This is a genomic window from Paenibacillus sp. LT-B23 (genome assembly GCF_059417685.1).
In genome coordinates this window covers 162,647-183,716 of the sequence record NZ_JBSQBM010000003.1, presented here as the reverse complement: position 1 = coordinate 183,716, position 21,070 = coordinate 162,647, and the positions used below count along the sequence as shown (strand labels likewise).

At 47.5% G+C, this 21,070-nt stretch carries 17 protein-coding genes; 5 read left to right on the top strand and 12 right to left on the bottom strand.

Annotation, left to right across the window (positions count from 1 at the left end):
* Positions 1–17: 17 nt before the first annotated feature.
* The 4 genes from ACWXW9_RS05660 to ACWXW9_RS05645 form a co-directional block, all read right to left on the bottom strand.
* The gene (locus ACWXW9_RS05660) at positions 18–626 is read right to left on the bottom strand and encodes a helix-turn-helix transcriptional regulator (RefSeq protein WP_494928649.1); all 609 of its coding nucleotides are present in this window, start codon (positions 624–626) and stop codon (positions 18–20) included.
* 465 nt (positions 627–1,091) lie between these two features.
* Entirely contained in the window at positions 1,092–2,405 is a 1,314-nt protein-coding gene (locus tag ACWXW9_RS05655; RefSeq protein WP_494928648.1) for a radical SAM protein, read from the bottom strand.
* 451 nt (positions 2,406–2,856) lie between these two features.
* Complete coding sequence (locus ACWXW9_RS05650) at positions 2,857–3,492, bottom strand: TraX family protein (protein WP_494928647.1); 636 nt, start codon at positions 3,490–3,492, stop codon at positions 2,857–2,859.
* Positions 3,493–3,525: 33 nt separating this feature from the next.
* On the bottom strand, positions 3,526–4,242 hold the full coding sequence (locus ACWXW9_RS05645) for a CBS domain-containing protein (RefSeq protein ID WP_494928646.1): 717 nt from the start codon (positions 4,240–4,242) through the stop codon (positions 3,526–3,528).
* 185 nt (positions 4,243–4,427) lie between these two features.
* Here ACWXW9_RS05645 and fsa point away from each other — a divergent pair, with 185 nt between their 5' ends.
* Positions 4,428–5,075 (top strand): fructose-6-phosphate aldolase, encoded by a 648-nt coding sequence (fsa, locus tag ACWXW9_RS05640; protein WP_137062635.1) that lies wholly within the window; start codon positions 4,428–4,430, stop codon positions 5,073–5,075.
* 29 nt (positions 5,076–5,104) lie between these two features.
* On the opposite strand, the gene ACWXW9_RS05635 is transcribed toward fsa, so the two are convergent.
* Positions 5,105–5,260 (bottom strand): hypothetical protein, encoded by a 156-nt coding sequence (locus ACWXW9_RS05635; protein WP_494928645.1) that lies wholly within the window; start codon positions 5,258–5,260, stop codon positions 5,105–5,107.
* 292 nt (positions 5,261–5,552) lie between these two features.
* Here ACWXW9_RS05635 and ACWXW9_RS05630 point away from each other — a divergent pair, with 292 nt between their 5' ends.
* Both ACWXW9_RS05630 and ACWXW9_RS05625 read left to right on the top strand, forming a co-directional pair.
* Positions 5,553–6,008, top strand: coding sequence for a MarR family winged helix-turn-helix transcriptional regulator (locus ACWXW9_RS05630; RefSeq protein ID WP_494928644.1), 456 nt, complete (start codon positions 5,553–5,555; stop codon positions 6,006–6,008).
* Between the two features lies 1 nt (position 6,009).
* A complete protein-coding gene (locus tag ACWXW9_RS05625) occupies positions 6,010–7,209 on the top strand; it encodes an MFS transporter (RefSeq protein ID WP_134910247.1) in 1,200 nt (399 codons plus the stop codon).
* Between the two features lie 72 nt (positions 7,210–7,281).
* Here the strand turns inward: ACWXW9_RS05625 and ACWXW9_RS05620 are convergent, their stop codons facing one another.
* Positions 7,282–8,592 (bottom strand): MFS transporter, encoded by a 1,311-nt coding sequence (locus ACWXW9_RS05620; RefSeq protein ID WP_494928643.1) that lies wholly within the window; start codon positions 8,590–8,592, stop codon positions 7,282–7,284.
* A 90-nt stretch (positions 8,593–8,682) separates the two neighbouring features.
* Complete coding sequence (locus ACWXW9_RS05615) at positions 8,683–10,398, bottom strand: methyl-accepting chemotaxis protein (RefSeq protein ID WP_494928642.1); 1,716 nt, start codon at positions 10,396–10,398, stop codon at positions 8,683–8,685.
* 218 nt (positions 10,399–10,616) lie between these two features.
* Here ACWXW9_RS05615 and ACWXW9_RS05610 point away from each other — a divergent pair, with 218 nt between their 5' ends.
* Complete coding sequence (locus tag ACWXW9_RS05610; RefSeq protein ID WP_494928641.1) at positions 10,617–11,567, top strand: serine hydrolase domain-containing protein; 951 nt, start codon at positions 10,617–10,619, stop codon at positions 11,565–11,567.
* A gap of 117 nt (positions 11,568–11,684) precedes the next feature.
* Here the strand turns inward: ACWXW9_RS05610 and yicI are convergent, their stop codons facing one another.
* Entirely contained in the window at positions 11,685–14,006 is a 2,322-nt protein-coding gene (yicI, locus tag ACWXW9_RS05605) for an alpha-xylosidase (protein WP_494928640.1), read from the bottom strand.
* Positions 14,007–14,189: 183 nt separating this feature from the next.
* Between yicI and ACWXW9_RS05600 the strand changes: the two genes are divergently transcribed.
* Positions 14,190–15,119 carry an AraC family transcriptional regulator gene (locus tag ACWXW9_RS05600; protein WP_494928639.1) on the top strand — a complete coding sequence of 310 codons (930 nt, stop codon included), beginning with the start codon at positions 14,190–14,192 and terminating at the stop codon, positions 15,117–15,119.
* 260 nt (positions 15,120–15,379) lie between these two features.
* On the opposite strand, the gene ACWXW9_RS05595 is transcribed toward ACWXW9_RS05600, so the two are convergent.
* The 4 genes from ACWXW9_RS05595 to helD all read right to left on the bottom strand — a co-directional run bounded on the left by ACWXW9_RS05595 (position 15,380) and on the right by helD (position 20,841).
* Positions 15,380–15,721 carry a darcynin family protein gene (locus ACWXW9_RS05595; protein WP_494928638.1) on the bottom strand — a complete coding sequence of 114 codons (342 nt, stop codon included), beginning with the start codon at positions 15,719–15,721 and terminating at the stop codon, positions 15,380–15,382.
* A gap of 80 nt (positions 15,722–15,801) precedes the next feature.
* Complete coding sequence (locus ACWXW9_RS05590; protein WP_494928637.1) at positions 15,802–16,383, bottom strand: Crp/Fnr family transcriptional regulator; 582 nt, start codon at positions 16,381–16,383, stop codon at positions 15,802–15,804.
* A 154-nt stretch (positions 16,384–16,537) separates the two neighbouring features.
* The gene (locus ACWXW9_RS05585) at positions 16,538–18,379 is read right to left on the bottom strand and encodes an adenine deaminase (protein WP_494928636.1); all 1,842 of its coding nucleotides are present in this window, start codon (positions 18,377–18,379) and stop codon (positions 16,538–16,540) included.
* A gap of 83 nt (positions 18,380–18,462) precedes the next feature.
* Positions 18,463–20,841, bottom strand: coding sequence for an RNA polymerase recycling motor HelD (gene helD, locus ACWXW9_RS05580; RefSeq protein ID WP_494928635.1), 2,379 nt, complete (start codon positions 20,839–20,841; stop codon positions 18,463–18,465).
* Positions 20,842–21,070: the final 229 nt, after the last annotated feature.

Genomic DNA, 21,070 nt, shown 5'->3' with positions numbered 1-21,070 from the left:
CCCCTCAAATCATAGAATCAGACATTAATCATCCCTCTTTGTTTTGCAGCAACGACAGCCTCAAATCTGGAATGAACCTTGAATTTATTAAAAATATTTGTCAAATAGTACTCAACTGTCCGCTGGCTGACACAGAAAATATCAGCAAGTTCCTTGTTACTTTTTCCTTCAGCAACACACTTTAAAATAGAGCATTCCTTATTATTGAGCAAAACATAATCATTTTTTTCCTCGTAGTTATGCAGCTTATGTAACAAAGACACGGGGAGAACAGCTAACCCGTCCAATACGTTTCGAACAGCTCGAATGATTTGGTCAGTCGAAGAGTCGTTTTCAATAAATGCAATCACTCCTGCGTTGAGTAATTTATCTAGCATCGCATATGTAGTTATTTGTCCAACAAATAATATCGGTGTGTCCTGAAGCCGATGCATGAGTTCCAGTTCCTCTAAAAGAATTTCATTCAGATGATAGATACACATATGAAAAGGGCATTTTTCCAATTCCGCTTGGGCCTCATTCATAGAGGTTACAAGTTTGCCATATACTTTTCGCTCTTGGTCAATCCATACTTTTATGATTTCATCTGGTTCTGGATGATCATCTATAAGTAATATGCTATACATTTGCTTAACCCCCATGTATTTTTAATATATACTTGTTGATGTTCCAAAGAGAGAAATTACCGTCTGTCAGTGTAGAAACAGACGGTTTAAAAAAGAAAATATCACCAAGAATACATGAAACATCCTTTGAACCACGTACAAGTAGCAGCAGGCTCAACAGAGCTTTTAGCTGCTTTAGGTTCGATAATCCAACGCATTGTTCTCACCTCCCTTCAAAAAACATAGAAGAGTGAAGTATAAGTAATATGCTATAGAATTGTATTTTTAATATATACTTGTTGATGTTCCAAAGAGAGAAATTACTGTCTGTCAGTGTAGAAACAGACGGTTTAAAAAAAGAAAATATCACCAAGAATACATGAAACATCCTTTGAACCACGGACAAAGGGCAGCAGGCTCAACAGAGCTTTTAGTTGCTTTAGGTTCGATAATCCAACGCATTGATCTCACCTCCTTTCAAAAACTCTACACTTCAAGTCGATGATAGTTGAATTTGAGCATTTCATCCAGGTTATACTTGTATTCACAGCAAACCGGCTGCTTGTCGTCACTTTCAAAGGCCTGTTGGGCGCACCCGCCCCCACATAGAGGCATTACAGAACAATTCCGACACTTTTCAACTTTATAAGGTGAATAATCAAGCCATTTGGCCGCATCTTGATTTGAAGGTTTCCCTTCACTTATATGGCCAATTGCATGTTTGGAGTTACCTACAGTATTCCAGCATTTCTGCATCCAGCCATCTGGTTGTACAACAACTGAATTGCTTGCAATAGCGGAGCAAACCACTGGAACATACTGAGGGTAATAAGAAATGTTCAACCCTTTTTCTAAGGCTTTCTCATACAATTTAAGAATGATTCCGGAGAAATCCTTATTTGCAAAGCAGGTATTGCTACTTGAACAACCTCCCGCAACATAATCAGTCGTAGCAGCGAAGTAAACGCTTACTTTTTCTTTGAAATCATGCGCTCCAATAAAATCTATATACTCGTCCATCGAATCAACATTTTGGAGGTCTACATTTGAACGTAGAATTATATGAATTAAATCACATGAATCTTTGACATTATTTATTATTTGATCAAATGTCCCTCGCCGGTTCGCCAAAATCCTCCTTTTATCATGATTTGATTTATTACCATCTATTGTGATCTGAATATTATCCATCCCCAATTCCCTCAAAACACTGGCACGCTTTCTGGTTAATAAGTAACCATTACTGACCATCTCATGTACGATTTCAATATTTTTCTCAGCAGCCATGGTGTTCATTTGCTCCATAAGAGAAATAACCTTTTTAAATTCAATTAATGGCTCGCCCCCCGTCCAATTAACAACAATATGTTTTAAATTCGAATCTTCAGTAGCATTTTTCATATAGTTTAAAATATCTTGCTGTACTTGGTCTGTAAACGAACGATTTCCTGATTTCTCTGTTAAATTTTCATAACAATAGGAACATCTGAAATTACAATTGAAAGTAGGTAAAACCGTGATAAACAATGTATTTTTCTGATGTCTTGTTGTTGTGAACAGCTTCTCCATTTTTTCCAATTCATTCACGGAGTCCATATATATATATTGTCCCTGAATTAATTGTCCCAGCTCTTCACAATTTTCAAGGTAAGAAAAATCCTTATTAACAAAAGCATCGTACAATTCTTTTTCTATTTCTCCCAAACCATTCGTTAAACAATTATATATTAAATATTTATCATTTTTTTTGTTCCCTACATCATCTAGTTTCAAGTACTCGTTGTAAGATGAAATTTGCATGAATATCCCCCTTATCTTTTAGTATTATGTTTTAGCAATATGTATCTTCTGTTAAATAATTGATCTTTAATATGGTTATATTTTATCATCCTTTTTCTAAAAACACACCGCAAATTAACCGCAAACTACAAATAAAAACAATCTTATCCATTTTAAGCGGACTCACTGTTTATCTGAAACTTTTCCCATCACCTGATTTAACGTATTATTGATTTTTGATACATGTAAAGTACCACTTTTCGAAAGGGCTGCTGGTTAACCCGTGCGGCTGGCCATCTATTTATTATTAGTTCATCTAAATATAGGATTCAAACAAAAAAATACCGCTTGTTTAATATAGAAACAAACGGTGCCACAAGAATAAAGTTAATTATTAAAATAAAAGATAATCCACTGTATTCTCCCCTTTTCAGTTGTTTATTTGAATTGTTTGTCCATAGGTTATGATTCATTATGACGAAATATGAGCGATCCAAATGCGAGCAATCGCAATAACAGCCAGATGCACCGGATAAAAGCTGCGCCACAACCAGCGCGGCACCCGTTTATAAAAGCCGCTCTCCCCCGATGCAAAGCATGCGATAAGAATGGTAGACAGCAGACTAAAATGCTGGAGATTCGCGTGATGCACCATGTCATATACGACGTTCAGCGCAAAATGCGCCGCAACCATCATATATGAACAGGTGTAGCGATAAATGAGGATGAGCAGCAACCCGTAGGCTCCGTAATCCATCAGGGTAAGCTCCATGACCAGTGCTGTCAGCACATACAAGCCTGCCACAGCCGCTCCATTTTTCAGGCGGGACGCGGCGGTCAGTGCCAGCAGCGAGGTCAACAGTGTCCAGACCACGTTCGGCCTGTACACATCGAACGCCAGCATATAGGGCAACTGAGAAATCAGGGCGATACCGAGCAAGCGGAGCATATAGCTTCGCATATTCCGGGTGCAGGCATACCCCATATACAGCGCATACGCATAGATTGGAAAAGCAAGCCTGCCGGCAATTCTCCAGGCCGGATCAGTCGGGAAAAATACGAGTCCGATATGATCAATCAGCATGGTCAGCATGGCCAACCAGTACATATAAGGCCCCCTTTTTTTGTTCTACATCTTCTTTTACGTCTTCTCTTCCGTCAAGCTCAAAATAGCGTTCATGATGTCCGTTTTGGTAACCCGCCCCACCAATCCATTGGCTTGAATGGAGGAGGTCTCCATACACTGCTCGTCCATGACCGGAAGGCAATTGACCTGATGACGAACGAGTCTGGATATCGCCTCCAGCAGAGAATCACCCGGAGTAAGTGTCGTCATTTGTGCCCGTCGCGTCATCGCCATCGTTACCGGTACGGCGTGGAGATCGGTATGCCCCAGCGTCACCTTCAGCAGATCCTTGCGGGTAACAATTCCGATCAGCTCCTGATCCTCTCCCGTGACCATCAACGTACCGGTATTTTGCTGAAATAACATCAGTACCGCATCGTAAGCCGTAGCGTCACCGGAAATCAAAATCGGATCACTGAGCACATCAGCCACGGTCAGCTTTTTAAGCATGGTGCCGATATGACTTTCATATTTAGGATAACGCCCTGGCAAATATCCCACCTTGGGCTTGGCGTCTACCAGACCGAGCATGACGAGCAAAGCAAGATCGGAACGGAGGGTCGGTCTCGTCAGCCCCAACTCCTCAGCGATTTTATCCCCCGTAACAGGCGCCTGGCGCTGGACAATATCAACAATTTCCCGCTGTCTTTCAGACAGTTGAATAATGATTACCTCCTTATAGAATGGGGTAGTATACATTATAGATGAGCATAGATCGGTAAATTTCCGCATTTTCCGACAATTCATCAAATTTTAATCAAAGACCGCTTGTTTTCAATTTTAAAATGTGTCACAATTAAGTATGTAATACATACTAATTATAAGTTTAACGTGTGCAATATGCTACCTTTTATTTAGCTGATGTGCATGGTGTGTGATATGTATTATGAATTATAAAACCCTGAGGAGGAAATCAAATGAAATTTTTCTTGGATACTGGTAACATTGAAGAAATCAAACGTATTGAACGTTTGGGTCTGGTTGATGGTGTAACAACGAACCCTTCGCTGATCGCTAAGGAAGGTCGGGTGTTCAAGGAAGTCATTCAGGAGATTTGCGGTATCGTTGAGGGCCCCGTAAGTGCTGAGGTCATTGGCTTGAAAGCCGAGGATATGCTCAAGGAAGCTTATGAGATTGCCAAATGGGCACCAAATGTTGTTATTAAGCTGCCTATGACTGAAGACGGTTTGTATGCTTGTAACGAGCTGACCAAGAACGGGATTAAAACGAACGTAACGCTGATTTTCTCCGCGGCTCAAGGTTTGATGGCTGCCAAAGCTGGCGCTACTTTTATCAGCCCGTTCGTAGGACGTCTGGATGATATCGCCGTTGATGGTATGAAGCTGATTCGTGACCTGAGACAGATTTTGGACATTTATGGTCTGAAAGCCGAAATCATTGCAGCCTCCATCCGTAACATCAAGCATGTGGAAGATGCTGCTCTGTCTGGTGCGCATATTGCCACCATTCCAGGTTCCCTGCTTCCTTCTCTGTGGAAACACCCACTGACTGACAGCGGTATTGAACGCTTCCTGAAGGACTGGGAAACCGTACCTAAAGCCTAATTCGCCCGAAATGGCAAAACTATATTGCTTTAAACCCAAACAGCCCGTATTGCGGGCTGTTTTTTTGCCTCCGTATATTTTCTCTCCGTATCTTGCAAGTCTGCCAAAGGGCGCGTCAAGTTTCTCCAGCGTTCAGGCAAATCCTCACCATGATCCACGTAAACCGATTTCAGATAGCTAGGCATATGGTTAACCCGATCCTCTACCAGCACCTCTCGTATGTCGGATGGCTTGACAGCGCCTCCCTAAATTGCTCCTGCGTAATTGCGGCTTCTATCTTGGGTCAGGAATCGGCAGATGAGCATTTATAGTGATATCCATGTTTTCTCTCCCCTCTCCAATTAAGTCCAGCTCACAGTAAACGGTGAATAAAGTACAACTTTTTTTGACAAAACAACTTGTTTTACATATAATTGTTTTAACAATTAATTTAGTTTTGAATTAATTTATGTACGGAAAACAGAAAGGAAGCTACTCATGAATAACTTGCCCCCGGATTGTTCCATCGGCATGCTGCTTGGCATTACCCACCGTAAGATGAGCCAGCAGCTTATGCAGCGCCTTAAACCTTATGATATTTCCCCTGAGCAATGGTCGGTTCTGTATCAAATCTACCAGGCAGAAGGTCTCAATCAGAAGGAAATTGCAGCTAAGGCGGTCAAGGACCAGCCGACTACGACCCGAATTATTGATTTGTTGGACAAGAAGGGTTGGGTTCGCCGTGTGAATAGTCCACAGGATCGTCGGGCTTATTTGCTTCATTTGACCGAAGCAGGTCGACAACTCGTAGAGGAAACTCTTCCTATCGAACGTGACGCCAACCATGATTTTGTAAAAGGAATTACCTTTGCTGATATAGAGCAATTCCGCCAGACGCTTTTACACATTCACGCTAACATGACCGAATCAGAGAAACAAGGAGAGACCGACTAACATGCAACAAGGCAAGCAACCTCTTTGGACCAAGGAATTTATCGTTTTAACGGTATCCAATCTATTTTTATTTCTCGAATTACAGATGATCCTGTCTTCCATTCCTTCGTATGTGAAAAATACATTCCACGCTAGCTCCGTCCAGATCAGCCTCGTTACGACGCTGTTCGCATTAAGCGCGATTGCGGCCCGGCTTTTTTCAGCCCGTATGCTGGAAAAAGGACATCGCAGCACCCTGATTTTCATCGGTCTGCTGTTCGCGTTGGCGGGCACGCTTGGATATAGCGTTTCACCGACAATTACGGTACTGCTTCTCATGCGCATGCTGTTCGGGATTGGCTTTGGTATGAGCAGTACCGCATTTCCGACAATGGCCTCAGATGTCATTCCCGCCAAGCGCCTCGGTGAAGGAATGGGGTATTTCAGTCTGTCCACCAGCCTGGCGATGTCTATTGGCCCAACTATCGGTATTTCGATGCTGCAATACGGCAGCTTTAATCTGCTGGTATATACGACATCAGTTGTCATTGTCGTTATTTTCCCGCTGGCCTACTGGCTGATTCGTACCCTGCCGAAAGGACATGTTGAGCCGCCGATGGTTCCTTTGGAAGAAGGACGAAAACCGGCATTTAACCGCAAGCTCTGGATTCCAGCCTTGCTGAACATGCTTATGTCTATTACGTACGGCGGATTGCTCGGCTTTATGGCGCTTTACGGGGATGAAGCAAATCTGTCGCACCCGGCTTATTTTTTCCTGTTTAATGCGCTGTCCGTCTTGATCGTACGTCCCTTCTCGGGTCGTATCTATGACAAAAAAGGAGCAAAAGCGTTGCTCATCCCCGGTGCCCTGTTCCTGATTGGCGGTCTTATCCTGCTTTCCTACGCACATAGTGACGCCTTCATGTATCTGTCCGCTCTTTGCTATGGTATCGGTTTTGGTGTCATGCAGCCGACCTTGCAAACGTGGATGATTCAGGTTGTGTCACCCAAGCAGCGGGGCATGGCAAACGGTATGTTTTTGAATTCCCTCGATTTCGGGGTAGCTGCCGGCGCCCTTATTCTTGGTATTATCGCCAAAGCCAGCGATTATGCGTGGATGTATCGCCTTTCCTCGCTGTTTATTGTATTGTTCCTGCTCATCTATATTATTCAGATCGCTGTAGGTCGCAAGCCCAAGACACGCGTCCCTGTCGAGGGGTAAGCATATTTCAAAAAAAGAGCACCCAACACCATGGCTTCATGGAATCGGGTGCTCTTTGGTTTTAGATCGCTCTTACTTTGCCGGGGTTTTGTGTCTCAACTTGGAAGAGAGCGGCTTTTTTCGTGATATATCTGTCTGCCCCCCGGACACATTCATGCGTTCACCGGATTTTTCGTCTGAGGGTTCATCTTGCTTCGGTTTAACCGCAAACAGCATGAGCAGAGCCGCAATTCCGCCCACTCCGGCCATCACGCCAAAGAGCAGACCATGCCCTCTGCTTCCGATCAGCAAGGATACAACCGGAGGACCTAGCGATACCCCGACAAAGCGCATACTGCTGTACAGGCTGGTAATCGTTCCGCGCTCCTCTTTTTCAATCCCTTTCGTAATCAGGGCATCCAAACAAGGAAGTGCCAGTCCAATTCCGGCTCCCCCCAATGTAAACAGTCCGATCACCGCATAAATATGTTGAAAAAATCCGAGAATGCCAAAGCTGATCGTCAACACGGCCAACCCGCCAAAACCGATCCATTTCATCCGTTTTTTGTGCTTACCGATGATCTTTCCTCCGATATAAGAGCACAGACAGAGAGAAACCAGGGGAATCGCCAGCACGAAACCCTTCCAGACTCCACGAAGGTTGTAACGACTTTCCAGTATGTCAGATAAGTAGAACAGGACGCCAAAAATGACAAACATACAAATGCCACCCACGGCGAAAATAGCATATAGCCAGCGTCCTTTTTCGCTAAGCACCTGCTTCACATTTCCCACAAACTCCCGAAACGTAACCGGTTGGTTCTTACGTTTGGGCGCATGAATCAGCCAAAGCACCAAAATGAGTGAAATCAGACAGAGGCCCGGAATCACCGCCAATGGCAAAAACCAAAGGACTGCTCCCAATGCCGCACCAAGTATCGGACTTAGCACTTTGCCGAATGTATTGTACGTCTCAACTACACCCAGATTTTTGCTGGCTTCTTCCTCGTTCTCATACAAATCCCCCACGAGCGGAATGACAATGGGAAAAGCTCCCGCTGCTCCGACCCCCTGAAGCAACCGTCCCCCAATAATGGTCCAGTACGCTGCCTGATCATGAAGCAGCCATGCCCCCACCGCAGAAATCCCCCCGCCAATCACCGTGAGGATCAAGCAGGGCACAATCACGGCCTTGCGACCAAATCGGTCGGAGAGATATCCCGCGATTGGAATCAGCAAAATGGCAACTACCGCATATACCGTAATCAACATGCTAATGCGAAAGGAACTGACATGTAGCTTACGTCCGATTTCCGGCAAAACAGGAATCAGCATGGAATTGCCTAGCGTCATCATCAGCGGGATGGAACCTAATGCAAGCAGATTCCCTTTATTTTGTTGCATCCCGTTACCACCTTTGCAAAAGTAATAACACAACTGTCCAAAATGATTCAACAGGTGTTATTGTGTTTACATTGGTGCGGATTTATACAGCTATACCTTAAATCCTCCAACCCTTGCATTCAGCAATTTCGACATTTCTGCCAGCGTATGAATGGATGAAGCGATATCCTCCATGGATGCCAACTGCTCCTCAGCGGCTGCACTGACGCTCTGGGTTCCGCCTGCCGACTGTTCGACTACTTCACGGATACGCTCTACGGCTTCCACCATTTCCCCCGATCCGGTAGACATCTGTCCCACAGAGCGATTTACACTGTGTATCTGTTCGCTAACCTGCTGAATGGAGCCGCCAATCTGACGAAATGCCGTTTCAGCCGATTCCATAATCTTCACGCCTGATTGAACTTCAACCGTTCCGGCTTGCATCGTTGATGCGACATGACCAACATGATCCTGAATATGCTGCACAAATTGTGTAATTTCCGCTGCTGAAACGGATACCTGATCAGACAGCCTTCTTACCTCAGATGCTACGACAGCAAATCCCCTGCCCTGTTCTCCTGCTCTGGCGGCTTCAATCGACGCATTAAGCGCCAGCATTCCTGTTTGCTTGGCAATACCGGTAATGACGGAACCGATCATTCCAATCTGTTCAGCCTGTTCACTGAGCAGACGTACAGCACGAGCAGAGCTATCTACACTTTCGCTGACCTTTTCCATCTGCCGCATCGCTTGACCGATGGATTGCTCCCCTGCTTGCGCATCTCTGGCAGCCGTATCAGACAGCTCATATACCTGCTGGCTCGTCACCGCAATATGGTTGAGTCCGTCAGCAAGCTCCTTCACTGTATCGGTGGTGCGTGTAATATCATCGACCTGATGCTCCATACCAGTAGCAAGCTCTTCCATCACACCGGAAGTATGACGATTGGCCTGATTCATCTCTTCAGTGCTCAGGCTTACCCGCTCGGCGGTCACAGATAACGTACGGGCTGTATCCTGAGCATCCACAATAATATTGCGAAAGCCCGCAATCAGCTTGTTGTACGAGCTGGCAATCATGCCAATTTCGTCTTTGGATGTAATATCGAGGCGGCTACGCAAATCTCCCCCGCCCTCCGACATCTCCAGCAATTGTTCATTCATGTGATGCAGCGGCCGGATCGAACGAATCAAAATGACCGATTGTGCAATACTGTAAATGATGATCAGACAGCCCACAATGCTCGTAATCCAGGTTGTGTTCGTCATGGTTTGGTGCGCGTGCTGTATTTTCACCTTTACCATGTCCTCCTGAGCTTGGACGAACGCCATCATCTTCACATCAAGCTGCTTTCGTTGAACCCGTTCATTTTCAAACACATCGAGTAAATCCGAAAATGGCGGGAACATGTCCTTAGTACTCCGGTAACCCGCTGTATTCAATAAGCCATGGACATGGTTAAAATAGGCATTGATTCCCGTTTTCAGGTCATCCATCTTTTTGTTTATATCCCCATTACTCGTATCGACCAAAGCTTCCGTTTCCCGTAGCAGCTTTTCGATTTCGCTCTGCTTGTTTTCGATCTCTTTACCATATTGTTCGTCCCGGGTTAGCAAATATCCACGCTCGTCATTAGATATTCCGTTCAATAAAAATTGAAGAGATTTTGAATTATATACAATGGTCTCCTCACGATTCACAATATCCTTATACTCGTTCTCATTGTGCACACTCAGAATATAGTTTGTCAGCAGCATCGCTGCAATGACACCCGGAATAAGCAGTGCACTAAGAATCATTTTAGCCTTGATTGTTAAATTCATGAATCGGTCCCCCAGTTATGTCTGAATAAAATGTCCAACTTACTATATATCGTTTAATTTAGAGAAGTTTTTGAACGAAACGAGAATAGTGTATAGAGTTCTCAATGTATTTGTGACAATATTGTGAACAAAAAAAGCCACCTTCATTGTCTGAAGAAGCGGTTTAAAAATGATATAATTATTTTTTTATGTAGTATAAATGTCAAGGAGGGACTTACTTGAGTAGTTTGGAACTTACACCGCTTGTTCGTGGGCTAAAGGAGCTGGAAATTCGTAGCTGCCTGATCGTTCAGCAGGGGAACGTAATGCTGGAATACTACCGTGAACCTCAATTCGCGAATGAACTCTATAAAATAAACTCCTGCACCAAAAGCGTGATTGCCGCACTAGTCAGCATCGCAATGGATCAGCAAATCGTACCACAGCCGGACACGCCTATCCTTAATTTTTTTCCTCAGATTGCCGAGGACAGCGATACGCGAAAGCGTGATATTACGATTGAACATCTGTTAACGATGTCCGCGGGCTTTAACTGGACTGAATTTGGCGGGCAAAATTCATTTCCGACGATGAGCCGAACATCAGACTGGGTACAATTTGTGCTGTCACAGCCGCTGGCTGATGTACCAGGTACACGAATGGAGTACAACTCCGGCTGCTCCCAGCTTTTGGCTACCATTTTGCGTAATGCTTCTGGACAAGCGGTAGCTGAATTTGCCGAGCAGCAGTTATTCCAACCGCTGGGTATCGAAAACTACCATTGGGAAACCGATCCGCAAGGCACTCATACAGGAGGCTTTGGACTGCGTCTCAAACCCATGGATATGCTTCAATTTGGACTGCTCTACCTGAACGAAGGAAGCCGCGAAGGCCATCAGCTCATACAAGCTGAGACCGTCCGGCACTCCACCCGTGCGCTCCTTCCCGCGGTCAAGCCACAAAAAGCCTTTTACGGCTGGCACTGGTGGGCTTCCTCCTTTTCAGACGAAACGGAGAAAAGCATTGAAACGGACTATTATTACGCGCTCGGCTTTGGCGGTCAATATATTGTTGTCGTCCCGTCTTATGACATGGTGATGGTCGTTACTGCTGACAAGTTCAAAAAGAAACGGACTCCTGTGGATATATTCAGGCAGTACGTTGTTCCGATGCTTCTCCAGCAAGGATAATCGGCAATTCCAAAGCAAAAAAAGGGCCTGCCCGTCGAATCAGGCAAGCCTCTTTTTGCAATACAATCAATATACAACAAATAGCGAATTTTATTTGTGAGCGAGAGTGTACATGACCTATCCCAAGTGAATGGTAAGCTCCTGTTGTCCGCTTGAGGCTGGTATAATGGTCACACCCTGCTCTCCCGCTTGACTACTGCCATCCTCGACTTTAGCCTCGTGAATCCCTCGCAGTACCAGTGACCATGGCTTAACTGCACCCTCAGCCTTCACCGTAATCACAGAATCCTTGCGACTGGCTGTAAAGGTCAGCTCTTTTTCACCTGATGTGTTCACAATAACCGTCTGAGCCTGTTGGCCTTCACCCAGCTCAAACAGGTGGAAAGCCACTTGATCTGCATAATCGTAATCCGGACGGCTGTCCTCATGACCGATCGCCAGCAGCGTGTTCGGCTTCACCAGCACGGGCAAGGTTGTAAAATCGTGATGCTCCTTAACCCAGCGCCCCCCTGTTACCGTATCATTCGTCAACAAATTCGTCCATTGGCCCTCCGGTACATAATACTGGACATTGCCTTCTTTATTCAAGATCGGGGCTACCAAAATAGAATCGCCCAGCATGTATTGTAGATCCAGCGTTGCACAAGTCGGGTCCTGCGGGAATTCCAATACCATAGCCCGCATCATTGGCAGACCCTTTACCGAGGACTCCACAGCGGACGGGTACAGATACGGCATCAGCGAGCATTTGAGCTTTGTAAAGCTACGTACCACATCCACCGACTCTTCATCGAACAGCCAAGGTACGCGGTACGATTCATTTCCGTGCAGACGGCTGTGGGAGGACAGAAGTCCAAATTGTACCCACCGTTTGTACACGTCCGGCGCTGCCGTTAATTCGAAGCCGCTAATGTCATGACTCCAGAAGCCGAAGCCGCTCAAACCGAGCGATAAGCCGCCCCGCAGCGATTCCGCCATCGACTCATATGTCGACGAGCAGTCGCCGCCCCAGTGAACCGGGAACTGCTGTCCCCCGGCTGTGGCGGAACGTGCGAACAAGGCCGCTTCATTTTTACCCAGCTTTGCCTCCAGCACGTCAAATACAGCTTTGTTGTACAGATGCGTGTAATAATTGTGCATTTTCACCGGATCAGAGCCGTCATAATACACCACATTCGTAGGAATCCGCTCGCCGAAATCCGTTTTAAAGCAATCCACACCCTGATCCACCAGCACCTTCAACTTTTCCTGATACCAAGCTACCGCAGCCGGATTCGTAAAATCAACCAGCCCCATACCTGCCTGCCACATGTCCCATTGCCACACGCCGCCATCGGGGGTTTTGACCAGATATCCGTTCTCCATGCCTTCATCGAACAAAATGGATTTTTCCGCAATATACGGGTTAATCCATGCGCAAATTTTAAGTCCCTTCGCTTTCAAACGTTGTAGCATGCCTTCCGGGTCCGGGAACATATCTTGATCCCACTGGAAATCGCACCATTGGTATTCCTTCATCCAGAAGCAGTCAAAATGGAATACCGAGAGCGGCAAATCACGCTCAGCCATCCCGTCCACAAAATGATTTACCGTCGCTTCATCATAATCGGTCGTGAACGAGGTGGTCAGCCACAAACCAAAGGTCCAGGCTGGTGGCAACGCGGGCTTGCCCGTCAGCTTGGTGTAATTGTCCAGAACCTCTTTAGGGTTGGCTCCGCCAATAATAAAATACTCTAATGATTCGCCAGAGACGCTAAACTGCACCTTCGAGACATTTTCCGATGCAATTTCATACGATACCTTTTCCGGATGATTGACAAACACACCATACCCTTTATTAGACAGGTAAAAGGGAATGTTTTTGTACGCCTGCTCACTGCTCGTGCCGCCGTCCTCATTCCAGATATCGACCACCTGCCCATTTTTCACAAACGGAGTGAAGCGCTCCCCGAGGCCGTAAATGTACTCCCCGATTCCCAGCTCCAGCTGCTCCCGGAAAAAAGGCTGATCCTGCGGGTCTGTAATGTATCCAGGCCCACGATGTCCGCTACCCGTGATTTTACGATCCTCCACGTAAAAGCCTACGTCCCAGCTCTTTCCACGACCGACACGCACACTCAGATCGCCGCTTTGGAGCACCGCTGCGTCCTCACCTACCGTAATGTTCACCTCGGTCGGCAAGGTATGAATTTCAAAATCCGGTCCATGATGCACCCGTCCCTTGTGGTGGTTGAAGCGTACCCGAATGACATTCGGCATCGGCGAGCTATAGGTCGCTTTCAGCAACGCTCCGTTCAGGGTATCTCCTTTATGCTCGATCCGGTGGGTCGACGAGTATACCGTCATGGAAGCATCGTCCGTCACAATATCACGGATTTCCGCAGGATTTTGTATCTCATAGCCTTTGCGGACCATCCAATAGCCATCTGTAAATTTCATCTGTTTATTTCCTCCGTTTCGATCTATATATTGTTGAACCCAAATCGCTTGTTGGATTTTTTTCGAAATCCTTACTATAATAATATTGATTTATGTAAGGGTTTACTTCTTTTATTTTGACGTATTGTATCAATATTTTGATATTTTCTATACTAAACAGGCATCTGGAAGGGAGTGCAGGAAATGAATCGGGAAATGCTGCGGGAAAACCGTATTCATGGCAATCCCATGTATCCGGTCAGCGTGTATCCGGGCGTGGAACAGTTGAATGGAAATTGTGTACTGGAGTGTCATTGGCATGAGGAAATGGAGTTTATTGTTGTGGAGCGGGGCAGCGCGGTATTTCAGACGGATATGGCCTACACTGAGGTCAGCGAAGGTGAAGCCCTTTTTGTAAATAGCGGGGAACTTCACGCCGGGTATTTGAAACGAGACCCTGACTGCGTATTCTCTGCCGTAGTGTTTCATCCAGATCTGCTGCACAGCCGGACCCAGGATACGGTGCAGGAGCAGTTTATCGACCCTTTTATCAGCAAAAAGCTGGTTGCTCCCCCTCACATTCGCGGAGACCTGCCCTGGGAACAGGAGGTGCTGACCGCGCTGCGTCGCATCATCACCAGCCATGAACAGAATACACCTGCCCGTGAACTGGCGACCAAGGCACAGCTCTATAGCATCATCGCCAGCATGTATCCACATATGACTCCGGCTAATGGAGAGGACGTGATTATGGCAGGTCAACGCAGCAAGGTTGAACGGATCAAACAAGCGTTGGCGTACATTAACAGTCATGCTCATGAGCCTATTCGTTTGCGGGATATCGCCGATGAGATTCGTATGAGCGAGGGCCATTTTTGCCGTTTCTTCAAGCAGATGGTACAAAAAAGCCCGGTCGAATACATCAATTACCACCGGGTTCAGAAGGCTTGTCGACTGCTGGAGCAAAGTGACCGCAAGGTGGTCGATATTGCGCTGGAGGTTGGCTTTGATAATCTGAGCTATTTTATCGCAACTTTTAAAAAATGGAACGGCATGACGCCTTCGCAATTCCGTAAGCAGCACGAAGCCGAACAGATGCTTGCAGCAGCCCCTATTGTCACAGATATGAGCTGAATGATGGCAAAAAGTAAAAAGCGAATCCTATATGCAACAGCCCAGGAATTCGCCTTTAATTAATCGTATATAAGCTGAACCAAAAATTACATGTTACGCCACTGGGCAGACGGATGGTGCTTCCCATCGCTGTTGCCCCCAGATTTCCTGAATGGACCCCAAGGGTAGAAATCCGGGGGCAAAGGCAACCGCTATCGCTTGTACAGCACCATTCCGTCTACTCCGTTTTCCGAGTTGATTTATCGGGTTCAGCTTATATTTCACTTTTTCATCTGTAGTATTTCTGACTCGTATGACTGAAAGGCATTTTCCATCCCCATGACCACATTTTTAATCTTCATATATCCCTTGGTGTACGGCTCCGAGTCGCGAATTTCTTCCCACATGTAGTGATACTGTCTCATATCCTCCGTTTCGCATACAACAAAATCGGTGTAATCCTTGCCGGGAAGCGCCTCCGCATCAAAAAAACGAACTTGAACATGCTCACTATATTTTTGAATGCTCTCCTGCAAGGATGCCGCATGACTTCGACGCTCTTCCCGAGGCAAAGCCAGCCAGGAAGGATAAAATTCCAACAACACAATCATCATATATCGCATATGCCTATCCCCTTTTTATGAAGCTCGAATGGACTAACATGATTGTACTCTGCTTGTTCCCCAAGCTGCATTAACCTATGTTAATGCGGATCGCTGCGGAGCAATCGGCTAAGCGAAACGGGGGATACACCAATGTACGAAGCGATATGATATTGGGCAATTCGTTTGTCCAATCCGGGATATTTGAGAAGAAAGGCTTGGTAACGTTCCTTGGCGGAAAGATACAAGAGTTCGCGTTCCCGTTCCTCTTTTCGAATATATAGTCTCTCTACACTTTTGCGCACGAATCTTTCCCACATATGGCTTGTATCCATAAGCTCCTTCAGTACGTCATAGGGGATTTCAACGACTACCGAATCCTCCATAGCCTCAATGGTAAAGGTCGACGGTTGCCCTTGGACCATAGCCCCGTAAGAGGTTACATAATCATCTGCTGGCGAAAAGCCAACATTATACTGCCTGCCATCTGCCAAAGTGTAAAATAAACGGAATAATCCCTCTGAGCAAAAATAGGCATGATTCACGGGTTCACCCGTTTCAATTAGATATGTTCCCTGCTGCACATGCTTCACACGGGTTCGTTCTACAAATCTGTTCCAATCCTGCTCTATAATCGAGGCCTGATAAACCATCTGCTCTAATGAACGATAATACTGATGCATATGCTCATTGCTCCCCGTATTCCTGCTTGGAAGGAAAATTTTTGATATTAAATGCAGAAAACAGGGGCTATCCCTCCAGCCTTTACAGACCTTATGGGACACCCCCTTTCAAAAACACATATCGTAGCTACGCCCATATGGGCTAAGGATTCTGTCAGGCTTCCGATGTATCCTCTTCCACGAACAGCGATACCTTGCGGATACCGTCCGCTCCAATCACGACAAGTCCCTGATCCGACAGGCGGATTTCGGGGATGACCACCAACGCCAGTAGCGACAGTGTCATCAGCGCGTTGTTCAGCACACAGCCGGATTGCTGAAGTGCCCGGCTGATGCTCTCGGACTGCGCAGCCACCTCTGCAAACGGCGCAGGAGACATCAGCCCGGCGATAGGCAGCGGGAAGCGTGTTTCGCCCGAGGCGGACACGACCACCACGCCGCCGCGCATAGCCACGGCCTGCTTCGCCGCCTGGGTCATTAACTCGTCATCGTTGCCAATGACGAGCAGATTGTGGCTGTCATGCGCCACAGTCATGGCAATGGCGGCAGGCTCAGTGAAACCGACGCCCGTCACGAGTGCCACGGCATGGCTGCCACTGCCATGATGCCGCTCGAAGACGGCTATTTTGCACAGATCCTGCGCGGGATCTGCCGTGACCTCACCATTGCGGATCTGAACATTCATCCGCACTTCCTTCGTGTCCACGTGATTTTCCGTGACACGAATGACCCGTACAGGTACGTTCCCATCCTGTACTGGAGCCGCAATGCGGAAATCAGCAGCACTTAGGTCGCGTCCCAGACGAACCGTGTCCATCACTTCCGCTGGATAAGCGAAGCCCTCCCAATCGGCGACCATTTGGCCGTGCTCGGCCACCAACTGCCCCGCTGCAATCGTAGCGGTCACGTTCACTTCGGCCAGTCGGCCATCGAGTAAAATAATATCGGCAATCGCCCCCGGAATGATCGAGCCGATATCCCGCGCTACGCCGAAACGCTCTGCCGTATTCAGCGTAGCCATCTGAAACGCGGTCACGGGCTTGACGCCCTGCGCAATAGCATGACGGACGACGAAGTCCATCTGACCCTCATGGAGCAAGGATTCCGCGCTACGATCATCCGTCACCAGCATCATGCGACGGGTGTCGAGGCCCATTTCCGTGCTGGCGCGGATGGTCTCGGCCACATCATGCCATGCGGAGCCCTGCCGCATTTTGGCATACATGCCAAGCCGGATACGCTCGGCTACATCCTCGGGCGTGACACATTCGTGATCGCCCGTAATCCCTGCGGCTGCATATACCGGCAGCCGCCAGTCGTCGGAGGCCCATGTAAAATGGCCGTCCGCCACCTTGCCTGCGCGCAGCGTGGCCTGAATTTCCCCGATCATCACATCGTCTCCATAGACGACGCCCGGGAAATTCATGACTTCGCCCAGCCCGATCATATCCGGGCCCCAGCGTAAGGCTTCCGCGACTTCCGCCGGGCCGAAGGAAGCCCCTGTCGTTTCCAGTTCCGGCCCTGTGGACGGAACACAAGAAGCCACCTGCATGTAGGCAGCCAGCGGTGTCGTGCGTGCTTCATCAAGCATCAGGCGAAGCCCTTTCAGACCAAGCACATTTGAAATCTCATGCGGGTCAAAAAATCCGCCCGTCACGCCTAGCGGCAGCACAGCTTTTGCAAACTCCGTTACGGTAAGCTGCGTGCTTTCGATGTGACAATGTCCGTCCAGTAATCCCGGTGCCATATAGCGGCCTTCCGCTTCAATGATCACGGTGTCTTCTCCGATGGTATGGCTAACGTCCCGACCGACGTATGCGATACGGGAGCCCTGCACAGCAATAGACATTCCCGGTAATAATTCGCCCGATACCACATTGACCAGCGTTCCTCCGCGGATAACCAGCGATGCCTTGCGCTCCCCTCTGGCTGTAGCTACCAGCTCGGGTACACAGTCCGCCAGCGGCGGGCGTTGAAATACACTCTTCATGTCCATTACGTTTTGTTACCTCCGTTTATGCTTCTTACCTGTTTTTCTTATTTGCTTATGTTACTGGAATACGCACAATTATGCCAGTCTTACAGAACAGGATCACTTTCTTCCACTTTACGGGTATACGAATCCGATTCCTGCGAACTCACGAATGGTGTAATTTCGCCTATCGTATAAATGTGCAGCAAATGCATAGCCCGTGTACAGGCAGTGTAGAACAACTTGCGCTCACTTTCACGCTGATATTGCTCCGCTGATCCGTCATAGATCAGGACCGCATCGAATTCTACGCCTTTCGCCAGATAAGCTGGAATGATGTGAATTCCCTTTTCAAAAGCCGGAGTTGTTTTCTTGATCAGCCTTGGCTTCACGGGCAACTGCCCTTCGAGCGCTTCGTAAGCTGCTGCACTTTCTCCGGCATTTTTGCAGATTACTGCCACGGATTCATAGCCTTCTGCCAGCAATTCCGTGATGTTCCCGACGATCAGACGATGCAGTGTTTCACGCGAATGTACCTCCGTAACACGTGGCTTCTCACCCTTCCGGTTAAACGGTACAATATGCTCGCCTCCGGCCACCATTCCCCGGGTAAACTCCACAATTTCCTGAGTAGAGCGGTAGCTGCGTGTCAGGGAGATCATCTCGGTCTGTTCCGCTCCATACAGCTCATAGAGAGGCTCCGCATCCTGAAGCACCGAAGCATGCGCATAAATCGCCTGATTAAAATCGCCCAGCGCCGTCATTTTAGCCTGCGGAAACAAGCGCTTGAAAAAAGCCAGTTGAAACGGTGAATAGTCCTGTGCTTCATCAATAAACACATGACGGATATGGCTATTGGAACGGAAACCCAACATCAGCTCACGCAGATACAAAAAGGGTGTCACGTCCTCATACGCCAGTTCCCCGGCCTGCATCCGTTCCAGCGTTTGACGGCTGATTTCACTCCAGCTATCGGGCAGCTTGGCGTGATCGGCCAGTTGGCTCAGCAGCGTCTCATTCAGGAACAACTCCCCGTATAAGCGGGTCGTGTCCACAAAGCGAAGCGCCTTGATCCATTTACGCAAAGGCTTCAAGCGGTCACTGACCACCATACGCGCCAGTATTTCCCGTTCACGTGTAAAATCGTCGAAGGTATGGCCCTTGTTCTTGGATTTACGCCGCATGCGATTATAAGCACGCTGGTAATCCTCAGGCTCCATCAGATCCATCTGCTGATCCACCCATGGAGCAGAGCATTCCTCCTTACCGAAACGGGCCAGCTCCTTGAGCATCCAGTCCCTTAGCAGCTCCAGCCGATTCGCCAGCCGTACCGAAGAGTCGAATCCATAAAACTTGCGCACCATTTCCTCCAATGGAACCACCTCGCGCCCTTGAAACCGGATCGGTTTAAAACGCATACCCTCCTGCTCCAAATACGCCTTGTATCCGGTAATGGCTTGTAAAAACGTCTTGGAAGACTTAAAGCGGATACCTTCCATTCTGGCCTCATACCCCGGCTGTGACGATGCCGAAAGTACATATTCCAGTTGCTCAAAAGGATCTTCCAGTTGAAACTCCCGGCCCAACCGACGCTCTAAATACTCCTGAAGGGTGGCCTGGAGCATGTTTTCCTCACCCAATTCGGGCAGTACCGTCGAAACATAGCTGTTAAACATCGGATTGGGCGAAAATAGCACCACCTGATCCGCGCGCAAGCGATCACGGTACTTATACAGCAAATAGGCTACTCTCTGGAGCGCAGCAGATGTTTTGCCGCTTCCCGCCGCCCCCTGTACGATGAGCATACGGCTTCGATCATCACGAATAATGCGATTCTGCTCCCTTTGGATTGTTGCCACAATACTTTTCATCTGAGCATCCGAGCTGCGGCTCAGCACCGCCTGTAGCAGCTCGTCTCCAATCGTTACCCCTGTATCAAACATAAAACGAATCTGTCCACCGCGGATCGAGAATTGGCGCTTGAGCGTCAGTTCTCCTTCCATTTCCCCTGCCGGAGTCTTATAGGAAGCGGGACCCGGCATATTATCGTAATAGAGATTGGAAATCGGCGCACGCCAGTCATAGACCAGAAATTCCTCGTCCTGATTATCCAGCAGGGAGACGATCCCCAGATAAACACGCTCTGCGGGCTGTCCTTCCTCAGCAAAATCAATACGTGCAAAATACGGTGATTCCAGCAGCTTTTTCAAACGACCTAGCGCCTCTGTAGAATGCTTGTGTCTGCGCTCCCGTTCCGACAAAATTTCAGATTGCTGACGCAAGCTGGTGGAGGTCTCGCCCACATCATCCGCCTCACTGAAATTGATCGTTACCTCATCCCAAAAATCTTTACGCATATCTACGACATCTCCGCGTACAGAGCCAACCTCCGTCTCCAGCTTCCGAATGCGCCCGCTAATGACAGCAGTCACGTCATCTACTCTCCGTTGTTCCTCATTCCATTGCTGCTCAGTAGTCACTGGCATCACTCCTGTTCCGTTTCCTCCTGCTCCACCGCAGGGCTAAACTATGTTCTATTATGGACCTGGGTATACCCTTGGCATCCCTCTGATCCGGGAAAATTGACTTACACTTTGAAACATGCTATAATGTGATAAGAAGTGTAATTAACGAATTTAAATTCATGGTTTTACCATAAACATAGCATCCTCTATTGTAGCAACTTCAACCCCTGTTCGCAACCAGCGGGCTTTT

Coding starts and splice junctions, on each gene's coding strand:
- ACWXW9_RS05660 (WP_494928649.1), bottom strand. CDS start 626: ATGTATAGCATATTACTTATAGATGATCATCCAGAACCAGATGAAATC.
- ACWXW9_RS05655 (WP_494928648.1), bottom strand. CDS start 2,405: ATGCAAATTTCATCTTACAACGAGTACTTGAAACTAGATGATGTAGGG.
- ACWXW9_RS05650 (WP_494928647.1), bottom strand. CDS start 3,492: ATGTACTGGTTGGCCATGCTGACCATGCTGATTGATCATATCGGACTC.
- ACWXW9_RS05645 (WP_494928646.1), bottom strand. CDS start 4,242: ATGCGGAAATTTACCGATCTATGCTCATCTATAATGTATACTACCCCA.
- fsa (WP_137062635.1), top strand. CDS start 4,428: ATGAAATTTTTCTTGGATACTGGTAACATTGAAGAAATCAAACGTATT.
- ACWXW9_RS05635 (WP_494928645.1), bottom strand. CDS start 5,260: ATGCCTAGCTATCTGAAATCGGTTTACGTGGATCATGGTGAGGATTTG.
- ACWXW9_RS05630 (WP_494928644.1), top strand. CDS start 5,553: ATGAATAACTTGCCCCCGGATTGTTCCATCGGCATGCTGCTTGGCATT.
- ACWXW9_RS05625 (WP_134910247.1), top strand. CDS start 6,010: ATGCAACAAGGCAAGCAACCTCTTTGGACCAAGGAATTTATCGTTTTA.
- ACWXW9_RS05620 (WP_494928643.1), bottom strand. CDS start 8,592: ATGCAACAAAATAAAGGGAATCTGCTTGCATTAGGTTCCATCCCGCTG.
- ACWXW9_RS05615 (WP_494928642.1), bottom strand. CDS start 10,398: ATGAATTTAACAATCAAGGCTAAAATGATTCTTAGTGCACTGCTTATT.
- yicI (WP_494928640.1), bottom strand. CDS start 14,006: ATGAAATTTACAGATGGCTATTGGATGGTCCGCAAAGGCTATGAGATA.
- ACWXW9_RS05600 (WP_494928639.1), top strand. CDS start 14,190: ATGAATCGGGAAATGCTGCGGGAAAACCGTATTCATGGCAATCCCATG.
- ACWXW9_RS05595 (WP_494928638.1), bottom strand. CDS start 15,721: ATGCGATATATGATGATTGTGTTGTTGGAATTTTATCCTTCCTGGCTG.
- ACWXW9_RS05590 (WP_494928637.1), bottom strand. CDS start 16,383: ATGCATCAGTATTATCGTTCATTAGAGCAGATGGTTTATCAGGCCTCG.
- ACWXW9_RS05585 (WP_494928636.1), bottom strand. CDS start 18,379: ATGGACATGAAGAGTGTATTTCAACGCCCGCCGCTGGCGGACTGTGTA.
- helD (WP_494928635.1), bottom strand. CDS start 20,841: ATGCCAGTGACTACTGAGCAGCAATGGAATGAGGAACAACGGAGAGTA.